The organism is Micromonospora sp. NPDC048063 (assembly GCF_043202855.1).
Taxonomy (GTDB): domain Bacteria; phylum Actinomycetota; class Actinomycetes; order Mycobacteriales; family Micromonosporaceae; genus Micromonospora.
Map to the genome: position 1 here is coordinate 80,837 of NZ_JBIDBG010000002.1, position 21,161 is coordinate 101,997.

The following is a 21,161-nucleotide window of genomic DNA, read 5'->3' on the forward strand; positions in this document are numbered from 1 at the left end:
CACCGGCTGTTCCGGCCGCCGGTTGTCCCGGCACCGGCTGTCCCGGCCGCCGGCGGGGTCAGCGCTGCTGCGTCATCCGGTCGGCGAGGCGACGCAGCGTCGGCGCGGCGGCGAGCAGCGCCTCCCGGTCGGCGTCGTCCAGGCCCGCCAGCGCGGCGCCGAGCAGGTCCCGCCGGTGCCGCCCGTACGCGGCGATCCGCTCCCGCGCCGCGTCGGTCAGTTCCAGGCGGACGGTCCGCCGGTCGACCGGGTCCCGGTCCCGGTGCAGCAGCCCGGCGGAGGTCAGCTCACCGACCAGCGTGCTGACCGTGTTGGGCGCGGTGCCCAGCCGCTCCGCGGCCTCACGGACGCCGACGCCCGGCTGCCGCTGCACCAGCCGCAGCACCTCCACCTGCGCGTCCGGCAGGGCGACGCTGCCGGCCCGCTGGCTGGCCGCGCGGCGCAGCACCCGGTGCAGATCGCCGAGGGCTCCGCTGAGCTGGTCCACCGTCTCGTCCGTCACAGGACACTCTCCCCGCTTCAACAACTCTGTTGGCAGAGCTATCGTATGCGGGCCGCCGCCACGGAGGGGACCGCCATGCCGCACGCCACCGCGCCGCCCGTACGCCCGGACGAGCGCGTCGCCGTGCCGACGGGACGGGCCGCCGCGGTGCTGCTGGTGCTGCTCGGCACGATCACCGCGTTCGGGCCGCTCTCCCTGGACACCTACCTGCCGGCGTTCCCCGAGATGACCCGCGACCTGGCCGCCAGCCAGGCACAGATCCAGCTCTCCCTCACCACCTGCCTGATCGGCATGGCGCTCGGCCAACTCGTCACCGGCCCGCTCAGCGACCGCTGGGGCCGGCGCCGACCGGTGCTCGTGGGCGTCGGCGCGTACACCCTGCTGTCGCTGCTCTGCGCGGCCGTGCCGTCGGCCGAGGCCCTGGCCGCGGCGCGGTTCGCGCAGGGCTTCGCCGGCGGCATGGGCGTGGTAGTCGCCCGCGCCGTCGTCCGCGACCTCTACGCCGGCCGGGACGCAGCGAAGTACTTCTCCCGGCTCACCCTGGTCTTCGGCATCGCCCCGATGGCCGCGCCGGCCTTCGGCAGCCTGGTGCTGCGCTTCGGCTCCTGGCGTACCGTCTTCGTCGCCCTCGCGGTGATCGGCGCGCTGCTCGCCGCCGCCGTCGCGTGGCGGCTGCCGGAGACGCTGCCCGCATCCCGGCGCAGCACCGGCGGCCTCGCCGCCACGGCCGCCGCCGGCCGCTCGCTCTTCACCGACCGGATCTTCCTGGGGTACGCGTTGGCGCAGGGCCTCGCCTTCGCCGGACTGTTCGCCTACATCTCCGGATCGTCCTTCGTCTTCCAGGACGTCTTCGGCGTCTCGGCCGGCACGTTCAGCCTGATCTTCGGCGTCAACGCGCTCGCCCTGGTCGCCGTCGGCCAGGCGAACGCCCGCCTGCTGGACCGCTTCGAGCCCCGCAGGCTGCTGATCGGGCCGCTCGGGGTGGGGGTGCTGGCCGCCGCCGCGGTGCTCGCGGGCGCACTACTCGACGCCCTGCCGCTGGTGGCGGTGGCCCTGTTCGTCTTCGTCGGATCGCTCGGCATGGTGACGCCGAACGGCACCGCGCTCGCCCTGGACCGGCACGCCGCCCACGCCGGCACCGCCGCCGCCCTGCTGGGCGCCATCCAGTCGGTGGTGGGGGCGGCAGCGGCGCCGCTGGTCGGGCTGGGCGGGGAGGGCAGCGCCGTCCCGATGGCCGTGGTGATCACCGGTGCGGCGATTGCCTCCCTCGCCGTCGTCCTCACCCTGGCCCGCCCGCGCCGGTCCACCACGGCGACCTCTGCCGAGGGCAGCCTGTGAGCATGGCGGGGCCGGTTCCGGCGGTGGTGGGTGGCGGCGTCAGAAGGTGAAGTCCCGGATCGCGGCGCCGCCCGACGCGTAGAGGTCGACCCCCACCTCTGCCCCGTCCAGCAGGAACTGGAGGCCGGCCCAGGCTTGTCGAGGCAGCAAACCGGCCGATCCTCGTCGTCGACCACGTGCTCCGCGGCCCACTCCGGGGCGCCCGGCCCGGCTCCTCCGGGGTCACCCGGAACGACAGCACCCCATGGATCGACCACTCCACATCGGCCCGGTCGAATCGGCGGCCAGTCTGACAGCCCCCTTCGACGACCGGCGGGCACCGGGCGAGCACCACGGAGCCCGACCGCAGAGGTCCAGGCCGTCGCCGGGCCGCCGGCCATCAGACGGAAATACCGAACGACGACCGACGGCAACGACGTCTGCCAGGCCGCAGCAGGTCGACGACCTGATGATCAGCCAGGGCGGCTGAGGCTTACCGGTAGTTCGTGAACTGGAGGGCGACGCCGAAGTCCTCGCCCTTGAGCAGCGCGATGACGGCCTGGAGGTCATCCTTCTTCTTGCCGGTGACGCGGAGCTGGTCGCCCTGGATCTGCGCCTGGACGCCCTTCGGGCCCTCGTCGCGGATCTTCTTGCTGATCGCCTTGGCCTTGTCCGAGTCGATGCCCTGGATGACCTTGCAGTCGATCTTGAAGGTCTTGCCCGACGAGCGGGGGTCGCCGGCGTCCAGCGACTTCAGCGAGATGTTCCGCTTGACCAGCTTCTCCTTGAAGACCTCCAGCGCGGCCCGTACCCGCTCCTCGGTCTCCGCCTGGAGGCTGATCGCCTCCTCGCCGGACCAGGAGATCTCGGCGCCGGTGCCCCGGAAGTCGAACCGCGTCGCGAGCTCCTTCTCCACCTGGCGGAGGGCGTTGTCGACCTCCTGGCGCTCGACCTTGCTCACGATGTCGAACGACGGGTTCGCTGCCATGCTCATGCTCCTGCTGTCCGGCGGTTTGTGGTCCTGTGTCCCCCGCTGACCAGCGGTACGACCCCCTGACGGTACCCGGTTGCGCTCCTGCCGGGGGGAGCCGCTATCCTTGCTTCCGCTACCGCGTTACGACGCGGTGGGGTGCCCTGGCGGGTTGCCCGAGCGGCCAATGGGAGCGGACTGTAAATCCGTCGCGAAAGCTACAGAGGTTCGAATCCTCTACCCGCCACCAGGAGCACCAACGGCCCCTGACCAGCAGGAATGCTGATCGGGGGCCGTTGTCGTTTGTCTGGCCGAGTCCGGCTGCGTCCAGCCGTTGACGACTGGTTGTGGGCAGATCGTGGGCGGGTCGATCTTGCCTCTGGGGCTGCGCCTGTTGGTGTTGTGGCGCTTGCCGGGCTGGCGCGGGCCGTGCGCGTAGGGACCGGCTGAGGGCTCCGCGCTGGCGTGTCGCTGGCTACGGGAGGTAGGCCGAGGGCAAGCCAGTCCCGGGGTTGGACTGGCGCGGCAGCCGGAAGCCCCGACCCTCGACAAGGTCGACCCGTTCGGCTTCCGTACCGCCTGGCGGTGATCGTGCCGTTCTTGGGGGCGGCGGTCCGGCGGTAGTCGGTGGCTCTCCGCCCCGGCGCCGAAGGCGGTCGGGGCGGTTTGCCGCCGGCCGGGTTACCGCCCCCGCGCCGCGCGGAGCGCGGCGCCTTGATCCAGAATAGAAGGAATCGGCAGTGATGGTGGTTGGCCTATGTCGTGTCACGGCACATGCTTGACACTCGCGTCCCACCAGATGCTTGACAAGATCCATACAGGTTGGTCGGGTGGCCTGCTGAGCTAGGAAGACCGTTACCGCGGGGAGGTCGGTGACATGGAGGCGCTCGACGTCCTGGCAGAGTTCGGCGCAACTGGCCGGGTCGGCCTTCTTCATCCCGGCGCCGGTTTACGAGGTGTCGCTGCTGCTTACGGCATGCCGTGGGACATCGGGCGAATCGACAAGCGCAGCAGGTGGCCGCACCTGTACTCCTATGGTGACGTCGAGTTCGTCGTATGCCGCTGCCGGATCATCACCTCCGTGATGGTCCAGACCTGGCGACGGACGGTCGAGCTGCCGAGCGAAGCGCGGTCGGGCGAGGTCATCGCCCTGCCCTCACGACTGACCTTCGTTCAGGTGACCGACGCCTTGGCCGCCGCAAACTGTCACTGGGAGCCGCTCAAGCCGATCGAGGGACAGTGCGGGCTGCGCACCCTGCCTCAACGCGTCGACTTCACCTTCGTCACCGACGATGGCCCCGATCCCGTGCTGCACGGTGCAAGCACTTGGGCCCACGAGCACGCCTGCATGCCTTCGGCAGCCGCCGACGCTGCCTTCGCTGACGACTTCCCACCCGAGCAGGCCGACTGACCACTGTCTCAGGTGTGGCGGTCCTTCCCCGCTTCTCTAGACCAGCCGTCAAGCATGTCCTGGGATGGATCTGTCAAGCATGTGCTGGGACTAGGCATGGCGGTTAGCATAGAAGGGCCATAGGTAGATTTGTAGTTCATTTGTTAAGCGCATCGTTAAGAAGTCGAAGCACATCGTCGGGCATTGCATTGCCCTGTAGCTCCTTAAGTATCTGTCCCATCAAAAAATTGGTACCTTTTCGCTTGCCGCGCCTGGCCTGATCGACAACGTCCTGGTTTGCCTCGAAGACCGCTACAATGACCGAGTTGATCAGACCTGTATCTGCCGACTTTGAAGCACGTTCTCGCTTAACAATCTCCTCTAAAGAATCTCTCCCCCTTGCGAGCTCTTCGGCGACTGCCCGGACTTGCTGGGGGAGGAGGGCCTTCCGCCGGATTAGCTCGGCCAAGTTAACGACCGCTCCATCGCTGATAGGAAGCTGTGCAGGCTCGACTTCAAGAACGATAGCCAGCTCTTTGAGGTGAGACAGCCATAGTGAGGCTATCCGTGCAGGGTCGCCCTTCAACTTCATTGCCGCGAGGATGCGTTTCGATAGGCCACTTCGGTCGATCCCGATGGCCATGTCGCGAGGGACGCCGGCTGCCTCTAGTCCCGCGACAGTTGCCTTGTCGAATGCTTTATTGCGTCTGTCTTGGAATCGCTCGTACCAGCCATCTTTTGTGTTTACATTAGAGCGTATGCAAAGGTTCGCTCTGGGTGACTTGAAACTCGCGTTACCAGGCCCGATCTCGACAAGAGTAATGTAAGGAGAGCGGTCAAGTGGCTCTTCCATGAAAACAATATAACGAGCAGACTTGGCGGCAGATTTTACGCGATGATCCCTTCGGGCCTTGTCCAAGCCTAGGCTAGGCGCGTAGGTGACTGCCACAATGCCATTATGCTTTCGGATGTCGATACGTTTCAGGTAACTGAGTTGAGACGTGGAGAGCAGAACGATCAAGAGATCAGGATCGAGACACGTTGCTCTGACGGTCGATTCAAGGCCCCTGCTGGTAGTCCTGATCCTTCCCAAGACCTGCTTTCCCCGTGGCCCGTGGCGCGATGGCGGGGAGATGGATGGATTGCCGGCAAAGCTCTTTCCATACTTCAGTGCGACCCATGGGTTAATGTGCCTCTCCTGTTGTACAGGCGCGATGTGAAGAGTGTGCTTATTCCACTTTGCATTTAGGTCGCCGGATACGCCCTCCTGGCGCAGTCCCCAAACGCCTGATCCGACGACATCTACCCCTCCGACAAAGGCTCCGAGCATCTCTAGCTCGTCAATAACCTCAATCCAGTGGTTCAGAAGCACCTCCTCTCTAAAATCCAGATATGCAACAAAATTTTCTCCTGTTTGAAGCACCTCCGCCATCAGTAGTAGATCCTGAATGGAGGCAATGAGGGGAGTGGCCTTATCGGGGAGCAGGCTCGTGCGCCAGAGGAGGTCTAGTCGTGTCGCAAGTTGCCCTAAATCGTCCGCTGTTGGCAGCAAAACGTAGGCCTTCCTGACCTCCTTCGCGGAGATGGTCACCGGCGTCGAGTCTTTTTCCGTCAACGTGACTGATCCGTCACGATCGAGAACCCGCAGGAAGCGCGTCGCTTGGAAGTACCCCTCGCTGATTGTCTGCTTCAGGTCCGCCATTGCGGCCTCCGTAGATCCCTTGCGTGCGGCCGTAGAGAGGTATCCCCCCTTACCCTCAAGTACAAAGCAAACGTCCTCCCAAAGAACGACACCATCGACCTCGCCTTGAATTTTTCTGTCCGCGCTTGCATACGTTGCGCCCGACAAGAGTCGGCATCCGGGAGTTAGAAGCTTTACCGCCTGTAGCGATGATTCTTCGACCTCTGCTGCCCGAATTGCGAAGTATTTCTCTCCGTGTTCCCGAGCTATGGCGGAGTCGTAAAGTGCGGAGAAGTCGGTCGCAAGTCGGTGTGACAAGGCGAGGAGGATCCGGCTTCCGCTTCTAACGAACGGACGATGTTTGAGCTCTGCGTCAACCAGCGCGTTGATGTCTCGGTTTTTCGACCTCTTGTATCCTGGCTCCAGGCTTAAAGCCTGAAGCCAGTACCTAACCTGCTCCCGGTGTGGTTCTTCGCGTGTTTGGAGTATCTGGTCCTCAGTTAAGGATAGGGCCGGGAGCAGCTTACGTAGTGCGCTGGTTTCGGCAGCGGATAGTCGGTCTGGCTTGTTTGGCAAGAGTGACTGACTTCTGATAATTTGCGTGATATAGCTGCCAGGGCCGAGGATCTTCATCGCCTTGTCGGTTACCTTAGCCCACCGCTCTACGAAGGGTGAAATAAGGGAAACCGCCGGTTCCGGGTCGTAAGCTTCGATGCCATGCTCGGCCATTCGCCGCTTCAGCGCTGTTAGATACCTAAGATCAAAGGCGGTGATCGAACGACCCCTTCCGGATAGCCATTCGATGCGGAATGCGAGACCTAGGTTGTTTGGAGATGCGGGGCCGTCCAGCAATCCCTTGGCCATCACCTGAAGATGTGAGGCAATGTTGATCTGCCGGGCGGCTATCAGGGCATCGATAGTTGCTTGGGGGTCATCGGTGAGAAAAGAGGACGACCAGTTGGTTCTGCTTTCCAGGGTGGAGATTAGCTCGATCTCGAATGAGAACGCGTTCGGTGAGGCGGTAACAGCGTTGTGTTCCAGCGTGACCTGACCCAGAAGGATCGCCAAGCTTATGCAACTGTAGGGGGTTGTATCCTTCAATGATGCCGTGAGCTTGGCTTGAGACTGTGCCAAAAAGGCGTCGCAGGACTCCCTGAAGTCCCTCAACTCATCGTCCGTTGGCAAGTGATCGGGTCGATCCACCAAAGTGGGTGAGTTCCCGCTGTACTGGCTCACATCCGCCGCAAGTATTAGCTCGGCTGTAGGTCCGCCAATTGCGGTCACCACCTCGCGTTCATCGAGGATGTGGCCAAGATCGGTCTGAGGTGCCGGCATTTCCATCTCCTCCGTATCCGTCTAGGTTCGCAGTGACGATCGCAATGCGGCAACGGCGATGAGCCGGTAATTTGTAGCTCTACTATCCTGCGTCGCTTGGCCTGTACGTTCTTACTACAGAATCGACGACTCCATGCCGCCTGTTGACGGTCTCCGTGCGGATTAACGCCGCTCCTACCTGAACGGCGAAGAGCGCTGCTAGCTCCGTATCGGCAGCGACAAGGCATTCTCGCGTGTGTGATTCAACCCCTTCGGGCTCTAGATTGCGAGCAGGGGCCTTCACCGAGCTACCTCGACCGTGTTCAGTGGAGATGAGGCCGGCCTGGCGCAGGACGGAGATCGCTTGGCGAATGGTGCCGCGGCTAGCTCGGAACTCGATGACCAGCTTGCTTTCGGTCGGCAAGAGGGCACCCGGCGGGATGGCGCCGCTCTGGATGCGTTCTCTGAGCTCGTCGGCGATCAAGCGATAGCGGGGCTGTCCGTAGTGCAGGGTGGGCACGTGCTCACCGTACCTGGCACTTGTCTTACCAAGTGCCAACCGAACGACATGTTTCGACGTCTAGACAACTCATCCACTTGTAGATACGTTTCCTGGTGTGCGGCCGGGGTGACGGCTCGTATCAGGGGTGGTGTCGCGCCAATCCTGGTCGCACCTGACGCGCGGCGTCCTGTCGGACCGGTTGCGGTAGCCGCGCGGACAAGTTGGCTCGGCGATACCCGACCCGTCTGCGTCACCGGGCGCCCGGTCTCCGAGGCCAGAACCAAGAACCCCACCACCTGGTACGCCCACAGCCGCGCATACGTCGAGATGAAGTGGCCCCGGGCGGCAGCCAAGACCCGGCGGTCGATCGTCGAGGCGCTGACGTCGATCACGGTGACCCTGACCCGGCCGACGAAGCGGGGCCGACCGGATGACGCCCTGCTCCGTGAGGCGCTGTACCTCTACGGGCTGAACCCGCGTCGCTGGTCCGAGGAGAGCCCGGCCGAGCACGCGGCGGCGCTGGCCTGGCTGGAAACCGCGTCGCTGCCGGTTGTCGAGCTGGACTCGCCCGCAATGGTCCGCCGCGTCCTGGACAGCCTGTGCGTACGCCTCGACGGCAAGCCCGCGGCGGCCTCCACCGTTCAGCGCAAGCGGGCCACCTTCTACAACGCGCTCGGGTACGCCGTCGAGCTGGAGCTGATCGACTCCAACCCGGTCGACCGGGTCCAGTGGACGGCCCCTGAGGTCGCGCAGTCCATCGACCGGCGGGTGGTGGCGAACCCGGCCCAGGTCGCCACGCTCTTGGAGGCGGTGAAATCTCTCGGCAAACGGGCCGACAAGGTGACGGCGTTCTTCGCCTGTCTCTACTACGCGGGCATGCGGCCCTCCGAAGCGGCGGACCTGCGACGGGAGGACTGCGACCTTCCCGGGCGGTGCCTCGGCTGCGGGACCGACTTCGACGACCTGGCGGCGGTCAAGCCTTCGGGGTCGTGTGACCACGAGAAGATCGAATACCGCTGGGGTCGCCTGGTGCTCGCCGGCACTGCCCCGCGCGCCGGGTCGCACTGGACCGATGACGGTGGCTCCCACGAGCGGCGCGGTCTCAAGCACCGGGGCCGGCAGGAAACCCGAACCGTTCCGATCCCGCCCCGGCTCGTCGAGCTGCTGTGCGCGCACGTCGAGAACCACGGCGTCGGCCCAGACGGTCGGTTCTTCCGGGGCCTGCACGGCGGGCCGCTCTCCGAGTCGGTCTACGACCGGTGGTGGAAGCTCGCTCGCGAGCGGGCGCTGACCGAATCCCAGGTTGCCTCGCCCCTCGTGCGCCGTCCCTACGACCTGCGGCACGCGGCGGCCTCGCTCTGGCTGAATGCCGGCGTCCCGCCGACCGAGGTCGCCCGACGCCTGGGCCACGGCGTCGCCGTCCTGCTCCGCGTCTACGCCAACTGCATCGACGGGGGAGACAACACCATGAACGACAAGATCGGCGACGCGCTCGGATGATGCTCGTCTCGCTTCCGTCTGACGTCCGATCGGCGCATTCTGGGCCTTGTGAACATCTTCACCGTCCTGGTCGCCGTCATCCTCTATCTGTGGCTTCCGTTGTCGATCATTGCCGCCGTGATCGCAGTAGCGGTTTTGCTGGCTTGGTCTGCCGTCCGTTCGCCGAGGGACACGCAGTCGGAGCCGCTGCGGTCAGCAAGGCGAGCCACTGTGGCGGTGTCGAGGCTGGGCCTGGCGGCTGCGCTCGCAGTAGTACGCCTGGCGACTGGGTTCTGGCGGGCGACAAGACGGGGTGCTGCCTCTCTGCCGGTGGCGCTGAAGTCACTGACGGTCGAGCCGCCGTCGGGAGGCGCCTTCAACGACTCCCGGGACGTGTGGCCGATGCCGCGGGACGACTAAGGAGCCGCGGCTCCAGTGGGCGTGGGCAGATGGTGGGCGGTCGAGCATCAGCGGCCAGCTCGTGAAGGAGAAGCAGCAGCTCAGGATGCTTGCCGGGGGCAAGATCGCGGATGCCCTGTAAATCCGTCGCGAAAGCTACAGAGGTTCGTATCCTCTACCCGCCACCAGGCAACGGCAAGGCCCCTGAACTGCGAAACGCGGGTCAGGGGCCTTTGTCGTCTCCTGTCGCGGTTGACCGTTGTCGCCCCAGCCCGACCGGCCGATCGGGCACGCAACGGGCACGTTTGATCTTGGGGTTGCCCGACCATCGTCGGCTGGCGGGATTCTCGGTCCGGGGCATTCGTCCATGCCGGGTTCTCAAGTTCCTCGTCATCCGGCACGAACTTGGCCACCGGACCTGATCGTGCAAACGACGTCCGGAACGGGCTCCGCTCGGAACCGATGAGGCCGAGAGGGGAAACCGTGAACTTGCTGAGCGTCCTGCTGCTCGCGGTGGTGATGATCGCCGGTCCGCAGATCATCAGTGCCGTCTTCCTCGCCTCCAGCCGGGAGGCGAAGCGCAGTTCGCTCGCCTATGTGGTTGGGGCCGGGCTCGCCATGCTCATCGGGCTGACCGTCTGGTACTTCGTCTTTCACGCCGTCCGGGGCACGGGGGGCGGCCAGGGCAAGCACGAAGGTACTCGTCACCTGATCGACTGGGTGGTGTTGGCCGTGCTGTTGGCGCTGATGGTGATGGTCTTCGCCCGCCGCAAGCGGAGCCAGCCGCCGAAGTAGATGAGCAAGTTGCAGGCGGCCAGCCCCCGCTTCGCCTTTGGGTTGGGCTTTCTGCTATTCATCGCCATGCCCAGCGACGAGGCCACTATGGTGGCGGTCGCTGGAAGCCTCGCCGGCCATGACAAGCCTTGGTGGCACCTGCTGCCGTTCCTCGTTTTGACGCTGCTGTTGCTGGCGTTGCCGCTGCTCGTCCTGCTCGCGCTCGGTCAGCGCGCAGTGGTGATGCTGCCAAAGATCCGGGACTGGGCCAACGAACACTCGTGGCTAGTTAGCGAGGCAGTCATCCTGATCTTCACGGCAATCGTCGTGTCCGATCTGCTCAAGTGACCCGCCTTCACTTGGGCGTCAATCGCCGAGCGGGCTGGCACGCACCTTCGTTGATGTATCGGCCCGGAAGTTCATGCGGGCGCGTGTCGTGAAGACGTCGCGGAGGATGTAGCGCGGCTGTTTGGGCGGATCTCCTCGTCGGGCAGTCGTAGGCCGTCCGGGGAGGCTGGAGCCCTTGTGGTACCGGCGAGGTGCTCCGCGCGGATCTCCCCGCCGGATGACCTCCTGGTCCTGGTCCTCGCCTACGGCGGATTGCGGATCGGGGAAGCGCTCTGCTTGCGGCGCCGGTACGTCGTACGCGGCAGACGGCCGCATGACCGTCGCCGAGTCGGTTGCCCAGCTCCCCCTCGGCCCGATGATCGACATCCAAAAGTCACCAGCGGCGGGAACTCGCCCTGCCGGCCTTCGTGGTCAACCGGCTCCGACAGCACCTGGCCGATTTGTTCCAGGACCCGGACCCCTTCTTCTTCTCCGGCCGACAGCAGCGGACCGCCGGCCGGCCGCAGAGCTACAACGGCTGGAAGTGCCGATTTGATCGCGCGGTGGAGCGGGCTGGCCTGACCAACCTCATCCCGCACGACCTCCGGGCGACGCACGGTAGCTGGGTCGCTGATTCTCACGGCGTCCTCGTTGACGCCCGCCGGCTCGGTCACTCCAACGCCAGCGTCACTACTCGGCGCGAGCGGTTGACGGCCGGGATGCCGAGGTGGCTGCCTTCTTCGACAGGGCACGAACGGGCAGGGATGCTTCCAACCTGGCCCGCAACAGCCACGCGGGTAAGACCAAGCCCTCCCGCGAGTTGCCCCAGGGATCCTGACCGGAATTCGGGGCGCAGCGTGCGGAAGGTAACCCTGGCCTATTCCTCCTGGCCTTGGCGTCCCTCGCGCCAGAGTTCATGTTCCCTAAGTACCCATGCCAGCCAGTAGAGGCCGAACGAGACCACAAAGATGGCGAAGAACAGCGCCGCCAGCAGCATGACCCCGCTCAGGAAGCTCCCGTCCGAAACGGACTGGCCAGCGCACACGAACACTACGCCGAGCAACAGGGAGGTCAGCATCAGCGACCGGAAGACCGGTTGTTCGACTGGATGCTTGGGCGGGTCCGCCATGAGTGCTCCTTTGCGTGGTCCGCTCATCTTCACGACCTGGGGCAACCCCCGTAGGGGTTGATCATCGGGGTGCGATCGGGCACGTCGGGCCGCCGGTACCTCAGAAGGGGCACGCAACGGGCACGCGGGGGGCCCGAACCGAACAGCGGGGGAGAAAAGCGACCCTGATCTACGCGGACCTTCATCGAAGACCTTGAGAACAGGCAAAACTGTAAATCCGGCGCGAAAGCACACAACTGGCGGCCGTAATCGCCCCGCACGCCCTTGGGTGGGCGCGCGGGGCCAGGGCGAATCGCGTAGTAAGTGTGGTGGGGCCCTGAGCAGGAGTGTTCTCCCACATCACCATGAACTGGCAGAGCTCATCCCGTGCGTGACGCTGGCTGGTCTGTCAGCTCCGCTCGTGGCTGCCTGCCCAACCTCATTCTTGCCGGTCCCCGCAGAAGATCAAAGATCCTCAACCTGCATCAGCCGGCGGTTGAGATCGGGTTCTACTTCACCGTACGCATCGGCTGGCCGGTCAGGATGCTGTGGCCGACAGTAATCACGATCATGACGCCGGCCACTGCGAGAGCTACGCCTATCGCCCGTTCCAGCAGGATGAAGCGCGCTAGACGCTCCTCGTGCGGGACGTCTGGTAGCCAACGCCAGGGCGGAACTCGCCGTAGCGCACTCGCGGTGGACATCGACCGCCGCACGTGCCACTCCGTCACGCCGCGAAAGTTGGTGGCCAGGGCGACGCCTACGAGGCTCACAGCTGGTCCCGTGATGACAGCCGCCAGGACACGCCATGTCTCCATCTGACCCCTCCGGTGTGGTTACCGGATCTTAGTTGGCGGCCTCTGTCTCGCATCTGTGTCGCCGTACCCCTGTTGATCGGCGTTCATGCTGGTCAGAGGCTTCGGGTGCATCGTGGTCGGCGTTGCGGACCTGGTGCCGTTCGCCCATTCGTACGACATCCTGGTCGGGCCAGGAGCCGCTGCCGGTCACCGTTGTGCGGCTTTCCCTCCGGGTGTACGACGTCCAACCCCCGGTGAGCCGGGCAGGTGGCGGTGAGTATGAGCGGTATGGGACATCCGGAAGGCGGTGGAGAGGGTCAGGACCTGTTGCAACGTCGCGAGGACGTGCGGCAGGCCAACTTCCTGGAACTGTTCGTCGACCTGGTGTTGGTGTTCGCCCTGGCCGGGGTGGTCAGCCGCGTCGCGCGGGACATCGTCAGCGAAGACGCTGTCGTCCGGTGGCGGTCGATGGCCTTCCTGCTGGTGCTGTCTCTGCCGCTGATCTGGTTGTGGATCACGACCGCGCACATCACCAGCTGGTTCGACCCCCGCCGCCGCAAGATCCAGTGGATTGTGCTGGCCAGTGCCTTCGGATTGCTGGTCATGTCGACCTCGCTGCCGTACGCGTTCGTGGGCCGCGGGTGGGCGTTCGCGCTGCCGTACGTGATCCTGCAGCTCGGCCGGCCGCTCATCCTGATGCCCGCGCTGCGCGGGCACCCCCTTCGGCGGCTCTACCTCCGGTCAGTGCTGTGGTACGCGGCCACGGCGGTGATCTGGCTCGCCGGCGCGGCCGTCAGTGGCAGCGCCCGGGCCACCCTGTGGGGGGTCGCCGTGACCATTGACATCGTCGCCGGGCAGTTGCGCTGGCCGGTGCCGGGGATGGCCCGGCCAGCGCAGGTCAGTGCGTGGGCCATGGACAGCCGCCACCACCTGCCCGAGCGATACCAGCAGTTCCTGATGATCGCCCTCGGGGAAACCGTCCTCGCCGTCGGCCTCACGCTGACCAACCAGCCGGTCACCGCGGCGGCCGCCGCGGGGCTCGTGGTGGCGTTCCTGTCGACCGTGCTGTTGTGGCGCATCTACTTTTACCGCTCCGGCCAGGTCCTCGCCGAAGCTGTCGCCGCGGCGGGGGACCGGTACGCCGCCGGCCGCGCCACCGGCACCGCCCACGTCGTCATGGTGGCGGGCATCGTCGCCGCCGCAGTCGGGTTCGAGATCGTACTGCAGCACCCGGACGGCCGGCCCGAGGCGGTGTGGCTCGTCGCGATCCTCGGCGGCCCGGCATTGTTCCTCTACGGCCGCATCCGTCTGGAACGCATCGTGTTCGACCGACTTTCCGTCCGCCGCATCGTCGCCATCGCCGCCCTGGCGGTCGCCGCCGTCCCCCTGTATTTCGCCTCGTCGCTGGCCGCTGCGGTCGTGGCCGCGCTCGTGCTGCTCGCCGTCGCCCTGGCCGACGCCCGCCACGCCGCTGGCCGTCCTCCCGAGGCGCCCTCCCCGGCGCACTAGGTGTACTGCCCAGGGAGGTTGGTCAACCTGGTGATAGGTGGCCGGCCGGCGGAGGTTGCCCGGCGTCTGGGCCACGGCCTCGTGCTCCTTCGGGTCTACGCCGACTGCATCGACGGGGAGACGTACGTCGGACGGCCGGCGAAGCCCGTGCGGCCCCGGGCGGGAGGCGCTCACTCCCGCGGTCCCCTTCGTGACCGGCTTGTCCGGATCCGCCGCTCCAGCCGCATTGCCCTCCACCGATCGGACGCATCATGTCTCGACACTGGTGCGATGGCGCAGACCGGGTATGGTGGTCGATGCCCGGGCGCGTGTCCGGATGGGTGGTGCGGCTCCCCGGGCGACTGATGGACGATAGCCGTAGGGCCGGCCGGCCCTGCTGGCCTCGTCGCCGGGCGGAATGCGCCGAAGGTCGTATTCGGCACTGTACGAAGTGGGTGGTGGCCGTCGCAGGCTCGTGATCTGGCCTGCTGCGACGAGGGTGGTGGTCCGAACGGCGGAACGTCACCGACGCTCGGGCCGCCGGCAGGCGCACGGCTTTTCTGGGTACCTGCCTTGTGGCACGATCGTGGAACCTCCACCATCCCCGTGACACTTCCCCGACAGGAGCAAACATGTCTGGTCGAAGGCTGGGCCGGCTGCTTGGCTCGTTTTTCGTACTCGCCGCTGTGGCTGGTGGCGTCTTCGTCGGTGACGCCTCGAACGTCGGCGACGCTCAGTTGTTGGATTTCGTCTGGAACATGCCCAAGCTCTGACGAACCACCACGTCGATGATGTGAGCCGGCGCGGCCGGTGAGGGGAGCGGCATGGCGGGTCGAGGCCGCACCGGTCCCCGCTCGACGGAGTACGCCTGGCTGATCACCGGGCCGTTGGCGATGCTCGCGGTCGTCTGCGCCACGGTCGTCGGCTTGGTCGCCCCGGAGCCGTTCGGCGAATGGCCACTGGCAGTGCTGCTGCTGGTGGCCATGGTGGCTGCCGGCATGCCGGTGCTGAACTTCACGGTCCGGCGGCAGTCCATCGGGATGACGCTCAACGAGATCCCGCTCGTCCTGGCGTTCTTCCTCGTCCGGCCGCTCACGGTCGTCGCCATCTACACACTCTCGGCGATCATCACCCACCTGCGGCACCCCTCCGCCGCCGCGAAGTTCTGGTTCAACGTGGCCCGGGCCGCCGCCGGCTCGTCGCTGGCCGTCCTGGTGCTCCAGGCGTTCCCGCCGGTGCAGGGCGTGGGTCCGGCCACCTGGCTGACCCTGTTCGTCGCGGCGAGCATGGTGAACCTGGTGAGCCTCACCGCGATCGCCGGGGTGCACACGCTGCTCCAGGGCTGGCAGGCCGGGCGCGAGGTCTTCCGGAAGTCCCCGCCGGGACTGCTGGCCGCGGCGATCAACATCGCCTGCGGGATGATCGTCCTGATCCTCATCGCGGCCACCTGGTGGTCGTTGCTGCTGCTGGCGGTCCTGGTCGCCGCGCTGGCGCTCGTCTACCGGGCGTACGCCCAGTTCTTCCGGCAGCACCGCACGCTCGCCGACATGTACGAACTGAGCCGCGCGGTGAGCGAGAGCGGTCAGTACGGCACCCTGCCCGACGCCCTCCTCGGGCGGGTACGGGCCCTGATGCAGGCCGAGTACGCCACCCTCTGGTTGCCCGCCCAGGGCCGGCACCCGGAGGTGCTGCTCACCGCGCGCAACGACGACCCGGGCCTGCTCGACTTCGCCAAGACGCCGGCCGCGCTGCGCGAACGCGCCCGCGACGAGGGCCGTACGGTGGCCGTCGGGCGGGGCCTGATGACCGACGGCGACCTGCGCGCGGCGCTGTCGGCGGAGCGCGTCAAGGACGTGATCGTCATCCCGTTGCGGTCCGGCCAGGCGGTCATCGGGACGCTGGAGGTCGCCAACCGCCTCGGTGACAGCAACCACTTCGTCCGCACCGACGTGCCCCTGTTCGAGACGGTGGCGGCGCACGCGGCGGTGGCGTTGGAGAATTCCCGGCTGGTCGACCGGCTGCGGCACGACGCGTACCACGACGCGTTGACCAAGCTGCCCAACCGGCGGCGGATCACCGGCGCGCTGGACGAGGCGGTCAAGATCCGGGCGCCCGGCGAGGTGGTGGCGCTCCTGCTGTTCGACGTCGACCGGCTGCGGCAGGTCAACGAGTCCCTGGGGCACGCGGCGGGCGACAAGGTCCTCGCCGAGGTCGCCGACCGGCTGCGCGCCTGCGCCCCGTCGTCGGCCCTGGTCGGCCGAGCCGGCGGGGACGAGTTCCTGGTCACGCTGCGGCTGGAGAGCGCCGAGGCGGCGGTGGAGTTGGCCGCGCAGTTGCGCGAGCAGATCCGCGACGAGATGGTCTTCGACGCGCTCACCCTGGACGTGGACACGGCGGTCGGCGTCGCCGTACACCCGGATCACGGCAGCGACGCCGCCTCCCTGTTGCAACGGGTGGACCTGGCGGCGACGGCGGCCAAGTCCGTGCCGGGCAGCGTGCAGCTGTTCAGCCCGGCGCTGGAGTCCCGGTCGCTGCGGCGGCTGGGCCTCGCCGGTGACCTGCGGCGGGCGCTGGACGACGGCGAGTTGAAGGTCTACTTCCAGCCGAAGGTGACGCTGCGGGACCGCCGGTTGGTCGGCGTGGAGTGCCTGGCCCGGTGGGAGCACCCGGCCCACGGGTCGGTCGCCCCGGAGGACTTCGTCGCGGTGGCCGAGCACACCGGCCAGCTCGGCCGGTTCACCGAGTTCGTGCTCCGCGAGGGGCTGCGGCGCAGCCGGGACTGGTCGCACGCCGGCCAGCCGCTCTCCGTCGCGGTCAACCTCTCCGCCCGTACGCTCACCGACCAGCACTTCCCGGCCCGTGTGCAGGAGTTGCTCGACGAGTACGGCGTACCGCCGCAACGGCTCACGCTGGAGATCAAGGAGGCCGGGGTGCTGGACGGCACCGACCGGCCCATCCCGACGCTGCGGCGGCTGCGGGACCTCGGCGTACGGCTGTCGGTGGACGACTTCGGCACGGGGGATTCGTCCCTGGCGCACCTGCGCCGGCTGCCCGTGCACGAGGTGAAGGTCGACCGCTCATTCGTGCAGGGCATGGCGACGGACCCGGGCGACCTGGCGATCGTGAACGCCGTGGTCACCCTCTCCCAGCAGTTCGGCCTGGCCGTGGTCGCCGAGGGCGTGGAGAGCGAGCTGACCCTGGAGCTGCTCCAGGACATCGGCTGCGAGATCGGCCAGGGCTTCCTGTTCAGCCGGCCACTGCCGTACGAGCGGCTGGAGGCCTGGTTCGGCGCCCAGGTGGATCCGGAGACGATCTCCGCCGGGGAGCTGCCCCGGCTGCGCGTCGTGCCCTGAGCTGTGGAAATACGGCTCTGGGGGATCCGATTTCATCTCCGCCGCACGGCCGTGTAATGTATCCCCTGCGCGTCACCCCCCGGGGAGATCGCGCAGGCCCCCTTAGCTCAGTCGGCAGAGCGTCTCCATGGTAAGGAGAAGGTCTACGGTTCGATTCCGTAAGGGGGCTCAGAGGGTCCGGCTGGACCCGCCACGGCGGTGTAGCTCAGATGGTAGAGCAAGCGGCTCATAATCGCTGTGTCGCCGGTTCAAGTCCGGCCACCGCTACTCTCGTCCACCGGGCCTTTTCCCGGTGGACGGTGGGATGGGCGCCACAGGCGCCCACTTTGCATGTCCGCGTGGTCAGCGCGTAGGCTGATGCGCCGTAGTTGTTACCCGTAGCGAGGAAGGCACTCCGCCGTGGCGAAGGCGACCGATGTCCGGCCGAAGATCACTTTGGCGTGTGTGGAGTGCAAGGAGCGCAACTACATCACGCGCAAGAACCGTCGTAACGACCCGGACCGCATCGAGCTGAAGAAGTTCTGCCCGCGGGACGGCAAGCACACGGTCCACCGCGAGACCCGCTGACCCACGGCCGGCTCCGCCGGCCCGGTCCCCGCACTTCCCGATCGCCGGTCCGTCAGGACGGCGCGGCTCCGGCCGCCGCCGCCCCGTACGGATCGGCGATCTTGTTTTGCGTGTAGGTTCGCGGCATGTCCCTGGACCCGTCCTTCGTCGGCCGGACGTACCCGCCGACCGCCCCCTACCAGGTGGGCCGAGAAAAGATCCGTGAGTTCGCGACGGCGATCGGCGCCGCCGACCCGGCCCACCACGACCCGGAGGCCGCCCGCGCGCTCGGCCACCCGGACGTGGTCGCCCCGCCGACCTTCCCCGTGGTGGTCAGCATGGCCGCCAGCCAGCAGATCATCGACGACCCGGCCCTCGGCGTGGACTACAGCCGGGTCGTCCACGGCGACCAGCGCTTCGCCTACACCCGCCCCGTGGTGGCGGGGGACGAGTTGGTCTGCGTCTGCGTCGTCGAGGACGTCAGCAGCCGCGGCGGGCACGACTTCCTGACCACCCGCACCGAGGTCGGCACGTCGGCCGGGGAGCCGGTGGTGACCGTCTGGTCGAAGCTCGTCGTACGCGGGGAGGGCTGAGATGGAGCTGCCAGCCAAGACGTTCCGGGTGACGCGCGCGGACCTGGTCCGCTACGCCGGCGCCTCGGGGGACTTCAACCCGATCCACTGGAGCGACCGGTTCGCCACCAAGGTGGGTCTGCCCGGCGTGATCGCCCACGGCATGTTCACCATGGCGCTGGTCGGCCGCGCGCTGACGGATTGGGCCGGCAGGCCGGACGCGGTGGTCGACTACAACGTCCGCTTCACCCGGCCGGTGGTCGTCCCGGACGACGACGAGGGCACCGAGATCGAGGTCACGGCGGTCGTCCGGGAGGTCACCGAGGAGGGCCTGACCAGGCTCGACGTGACCGCGACCTGCCTGGGGGAGAAGGTGCTCTCGCAGGCCCGGGCGACCGTCCGGACGGCCCGCTGACCAGGCCCGCGACGCGCGATGGGCAGACCGGTTGGGAAAGTCGTGCGACTACCCGTACACTGGTCCGCCGTGGGGCAAGTGACCCCTGCACGGTCCTGTGACCGGGCGGGGTGAGCGTTGCCGCACAGGGGTGTAGCTCAATTGGCAGAGCAGCGGTCTCCAAAACCGCAGGCTGCAGGTTCAAGTCCTGTCACCCCTGCGCCTCAGGCCTGACCGTTCCCGTGGGTCGCGCCGCCGTAGGGCGGCGTCCGGCCCGTGGTGGTGGTATCGGCGGGGTGGTTCCGAGGCATTCGGGTCCGTCCGGCCGGTCCACCGGCCGCGGCCCGTCGCGGGACGGTTGGTCCGGCCGGCGTGACCAAGCGCTGCGCACGCCCACCGCGTGCGACCCGACATCCCGCGACGGAGGGCGAAGTGGCCGACAAGAAGCGGCGCGGCGAGGACGCCGGCGACGACCGTCTGCACGACGAGGTCGTCGACGACGTGGCCGACGACGACGCCACCGACGCCGAGGAGCCGGTCTCCCGGGGCGGCACCGCGACGCGGTCGCGGGCGAAGGCCGAGTCGGCCGACAGCCGGCCCAAGACCAAGACGGACACCGATCGCGTGGGTCTGTTCGGCCGCATCGCCCGATTCATCCGCGAGGTCGTGGCCGAGCTGCGTAAGGTCATCTGGCCGACCCGCAAGGAGCTGCTGACCTACACGGCCGTGGTGGTCGCCTTCGTCACGGTGATGCTGACGATCGTGGCCGGCCTGGACTACGCCTTCGCGAAGGGCGTGCTGTGGGTCTTCGGCAACCCCAGCTGACCGGCCGACTGAGCCGATAGTGACGGAAGTGAGCGAGCGTGCCTGAGTACGACGAGACCGCCGAGACCACGGACGAGCAGTCCACGGTGGCGACGGCGGCTGGTGACGAGTCGGTCGAGGCCGCCAGCGAGCCGGAGTTCCCCACCACCGAGCCCGCCCCGGACGAGGACTACGACCCGGTCGCCGAGCTGCGGCAGAAGCTGCGCTACGCGCCGGGCGACTGGTACGTGGTGCACTCGTACGCCGGCTACGAGAACAAGGTCAAGACCAACCTCGAGACCCGGATCACGAGCCTCGACATGGAGGACTACATCTACCAGGTCGAGGTGCCGACCCGGGAAGAGGTCGAGGTCAAGAACGGGAAGCGGTCGCAGGTGCAGGCCAAGGTCTTCCCGGGCTACATCCTGGTCCGGATGGAGCTGACCGCGGAGTCCTACTCCTGCGTGCGCAACACGCCGGGCGTGACCGGCTTCGTGGGCGCGACGGACCGGGCCGACCGCCCGGCTCCGCTCTCCCTCGACGAGGTGCTGAAGTGGCTGGCGCCGGCCGTCGAGACCGAGCAGAAGAAGGCCAAGCCCGAGATCAAGGTCCTCGACTTCGAGGTCGGCGACTCGGTCACGGTCACCGACGGTGCCTTCGCCTCGCTGCCGGCGACGATCAGCGAGATCAACGCCGACCAGCAGAAGCTCAAGGTGCTCGTGTCGATCTTCGGCCGCGAGACGCCGGTGGAGCTCAACTTCAACCAGGTCACCAAGATCTGAGGTCCCGGTCGCCGGCGGTGGGCAGCGGCCCGCCGCCGGCGTACTCGTTCCACCCGTCCGTGCGACCTCGGCGGGAGGGGCGGCGGGACGCTGCGCTACCCTAGAACGTCGCCGCTGTCGCATCGCGCTGACCGTGCGCGCCCGCGGCCGGCACCTTTCCCAGTTCCAAGCCCCAGGAAGAGACATGCCTCCGAAGAAGAAGCTCGTCAAGACTTTCACGCTTCAGCTGCCGGCGGGCCAGGCCACCCCGGCGCCGCCGGTCGGCCCCGCGCTCGGCCAGCACGGCGTGAACATCATGGAGTTCTGCAAGTCCTACAACGCGCAGACCGAGTCCCAGCGGGGCGACATCGTCCCCGCCGAGATCAGCGTCTACGAGGACCGCAGCTTCACGTTCGTGCTGAAGACCCCGCCCGCCGCCCGGCTGCTGATCAAGGCCGCCGGCGTGCAGAAGGGCTCGGGCGTCCCGCACAAGGAGAAGGTCGGCTCGGTCACCCGCGCCCAGGTGCGCGAGATCGCCGAGAAGAAGATGGCCGACCTCAACGCCAACGACATCGACCAGGCCGAGAAGATCATCGCCGGCACCGCCCGGTCGATGGGCCTCAACGTCACCGACTGACCCCGGTCACCGTCAGATCCAGTTCGTGGGAGGGCGCGCGGACGCC

20 protein-coding genes and 4 tRNA genes are annotated in these 21,161 nt (G+C 67.3%); 19 read left to right on the plus strand and 5 right to left on the minus strand.

Annotated features, from left to right (window positions below):
* Nucleotides 1–58 precede the first annotated feature (58 nt).
* Nucleotides 59–502, minus strand: coding sequence for a MarR family winged helix-turn-helix transcriptional regulator (locus ACGFZ2_RS05095; protein WP_393450441.1), 444 nt, complete (start codon nt 500–502; stop codon nt 59–61).
* Between the two features lie 75 nt (nt 503–577).
* On the opposite strand from ACGFZ2_RS05095, the gene ACGFZ2_RS05100 reads away from it, so the two are divergent.
* The gene (locus ACGFZ2_RS05100) at nt 578–1,840 is read left to right on the plus strand and encodes a multidrug effflux MFS transporter (protein WP_393450444.1); all 1,263 of its coding nucleotides are present in this window, start codon (nt 578–580) and stop codon (nt 1,838–1,840) included.
* A gap of 472 nt (nt 1,841–2,312) precedes the next feature.
* Here ACGFZ2_RS05100 and ACGFZ2_RS05105 read toward each other — a convergent pair whose 3' ends face one another.
* Nucleotides 2,313–2,807, minus strand: coding sequence for a YajQ family cyclic di-GMP-binding protein (locus ACGFZ2_RS05105; protein ID WP_393264969.1), 495 nt, complete (start codon nt 2,805–2,807; stop codon nt 2,313–2,315).
* Between the two features lie 148 nt (nt 2,808–2,955).
* Here ACGFZ2_RS05105 and ACGFZ2_RS05110 point away from each other — a divergent pair.
* A tRNA-Tyr gene (locus tag ACGFZ2_RS05110) sits at nt 2,956–3,039 on the plus strand.
* Nucleotides 3,040–3,666: 627 nt separating this feature from the next.
* Nucleotides 3,667–4,200 (plus strand): hypothetical protein, encoded by a 534-nt coding sequence (locus ACGFZ2_RS05115; RefSeq protein WP_393450447.1) that lies wholly within the window; start codon nt 3,667–3,669, stop codon nt 4,198–4,200.
* 136 nt (nt 4,201–4,336) lie between these two features.
* Here ACGFZ2_RS05115 and ACGFZ2_RS05120 read toward each other — a convergent pair whose 3' ends face one another.
* Nucleotides 4,337–7,195 carry a GatB/YqeY domain-containing protein gene (locus ACGFZ2_RS05120; protein ID WP_393450450.1) on the minus strand — a complete coding sequence of 953 codons (2,859 nt, stop codon included), beginning with the start codon at nt 7,193–7,195 and terminating at the stop codon, nt 4,337–4,339.
* A gap of 82 nt (nt 7,196–7,277) precedes the next feature.
* On the minus strand, nt 7,278–7,694 hold the full coding sequence (locus ACGFZ2_RS05125) for a GntR family transcriptional regulator (protein ID WP_393450453.1): 417 nt from the start codon (nt 7,692–7,694) through the stop codon (nt 7,278–7,280).
* 309 nt (nt 7,695–8,003) lie between these two features.
* Here ACGFZ2_RS05125 and ACGFZ2_RS05130 point away from each other — a divergent pair, with 309 nt between their 5' ends.
* The 4 genes from ACGFZ2_RS05130 to ACGFZ2_RS05145 all read left to right on the plus strand — a co-directional run bounded on the left by ACGFZ2_RS05130 (nt 8,004) and on the right by ACGFZ2_RS05145 (nt 10,676).
* Nucleotides 8,004–9,176: a tyrosine-type recombinase/integrase gene (locus tag ACGFZ2_RS05130; protein WP_393450456.1), complete on the plus strand. Its 1,173-nt coding sequence runs from the start codon at nt 8,004–8,006 to the stop codon at nt 9,174–9,176.
* Between the two features lie 48 nt (nt 9,177–9,224).
* Complete coding sequence (locus ACGFZ2_RS05135; RefSeq protein WP_393450459.1) at nt 9,225–9,575, plus strand: hypothetical protein; 351 nt, start codon at nt 9,225–9,227, stop codon at nt 9,573–9,575.
* A gap of 462 nt (nt 9,576–10,037) precedes the next feature.
* Nucleotides 10,038–10,349, plus strand: a complete 312-nt coding sequence (locus tag ACGFZ2_RS05140) for a hypothetical protein (RefSeq protein WP_393450462.1) — start codon at nt 10,038–10,040, stop codon at nt 10,347–10,349.
* A complete protein-coding gene (locus ACGFZ2_RS05145) occupies nt 10,350–10,676 on the plus strand; it encodes a GAP family protein (protein WP_393450465.1) in 327 nt (108 codons plus the stop codon).
* 856 nt (nt 10,677–11,532) lie between these two features.
* On the opposite strand, the gene ACGFZ2_RS05150 is transcribed toward ACGFZ2_RS05145, so the two are convergent.
* Entirely contained in the window at nt 11,533–11,784 is a 252-nt protein-coding gene (locus ACGFZ2_RS05150) for a hypothetical protein (RefSeq protein ID WP_393450468.1), read from the minus strand.
* A 1,064-nt stretch (nt 11,785–12,848) separates the two neighbouring features.
* Here ACGFZ2_RS05150 and ACGFZ2_RS05155 point away from each other — a divergent pair.
* From ACGFZ2_RS05155 to rplK, 12 genes are all read left to right on the plus strand, one after another.
* Complete coding sequence (locus ACGFZ2_RS05155; protein WP_393450471.1) at nt 12,849–14,069, plus strand: low temperature requirement protein A; 1,221 nt, start codon at nt 12,849–12,851, stop codon at nt 14,067–14,069.
* Nucleotides 14,070–14,680: 611 nt separating this feature from the next.
* Nucleotides 14,681–14,821 (plus strand): hypothetical protein, encoded by a 141-nt coding sequence (locus ACGFZ2_RS05160; protein WP_350711563.1) that lies wholly within the window; start codon nt 14,681–14,683, stop codon nt 14,819–14,821.
* Nucleotides 14,822–14,872: 51 nt separating this feature from the next.
* Entirely contained in the window at nt 14,873–17,401 is a 2,529-nt protein-coding gene (locus tag ACGFZ2_RS05165; protein ID WP_357692571.1) for a bifunctional diguanylate cyclase/phosphodiesterase, read from the plus strand.
* Nucleotides 17,402–17,497: 96 nt separating this feature from the next.
* Nucleotides 17,498–17,570 (plus strand) — tRNA-Thr (locus tag ACGFZ2_RS05170).
* A gap of 25 nt (nt 17,571–17,595) precedes the next feature.
* Nucleotides 17,596–17,668: transfer RNA gene (locus ACGFZ2_RS05175), tRNA-Met, on the plus strand.
* Nucleotides 17,669–17,800: 132 nt separating this feature from the next.
* Nucleotides 17,801–17,968, plus strand: a complete 168-nt coding sequence (gene rpmG, locus ACGFZ2_RS05180) for a 50S ribosomal protein L33 (RefSeq protein WP_013288652.1) — start codon at nt 17,801–17,803, stop codon at nt 17,966–17,968.
* Nucleotides 17,969–18,093: 125 nt separating this feature from the next.
* A complete protein-coding gene (locus ACGFZ2_RS05185; RefSeq protein ID WP_357692569.1) occupies nt 18,094–18,540 on the plus strand; it encodes a MaoC family dehydratase N-terminal domain-containing protein in 447 nt (148 codons plus the stop codon).
* A gap of 1 nt (nt 18,541) precedes the next feature.
* On the plus strand, nt 18,542–18,934 hold the full coding sequence (locus tag ACGFZ2_RS05190) for a MaoC family dehydratase (protein ID WP_393450474.1): 393 nt from the start codon (nt 18,542–18,544) through the stop codon (nt 18,932–18,934).
* Nucleotides 18,935–19,060: 126 nt separating this feature from the next.
* Nucleotides 19,061–19,133, plus strand: a tRNA-Trp gene (locus ACGFZ2_RS05195).
* Between the two features lie 212 nt (nt 19,134–19,345).
* Nucleotides 19,346–19,738, plus strand: coding sequence for a preprotein translocase subunit SecE (gene secE / locus ACGFZ2_RS05200; RefSeq protein ID WP_357692566.1), 393 nt, complete (start codon nt 19,346–19,348; stop codon nt 19,736–19,738).
* A gap of 38 nt (nt 19,739–19,776) precedes the next feature.
* Nucleotides 19,777–20,499: a transcription termination/antitermination protein NusG gene (gene nusG, locus ACGFZ2_RS05205; protein ID WP_393105632.1), complete on the plus strand. Its 723-nt coding sequence runs from the start codon at nt 19,777–19,779 to the stop codon at nt 20,497–20,499.
* 184 nt (nt 20,500–20,683) lie between these two features.
* Nucleotides 20,684–21,115 (plus strand): 50S ribosomal protein L11, encoded by a 432-nt coding sequence (gene rplK, locus ACGFZ2_RS05210; protein WP_350681614.1) that lies wholly within the window; start codon nt 20,684–20,686, stop codon nt 21,113–21,115.
* Nucleotides 21,116–21,161 lie beyond the last annotated feature (46 nt).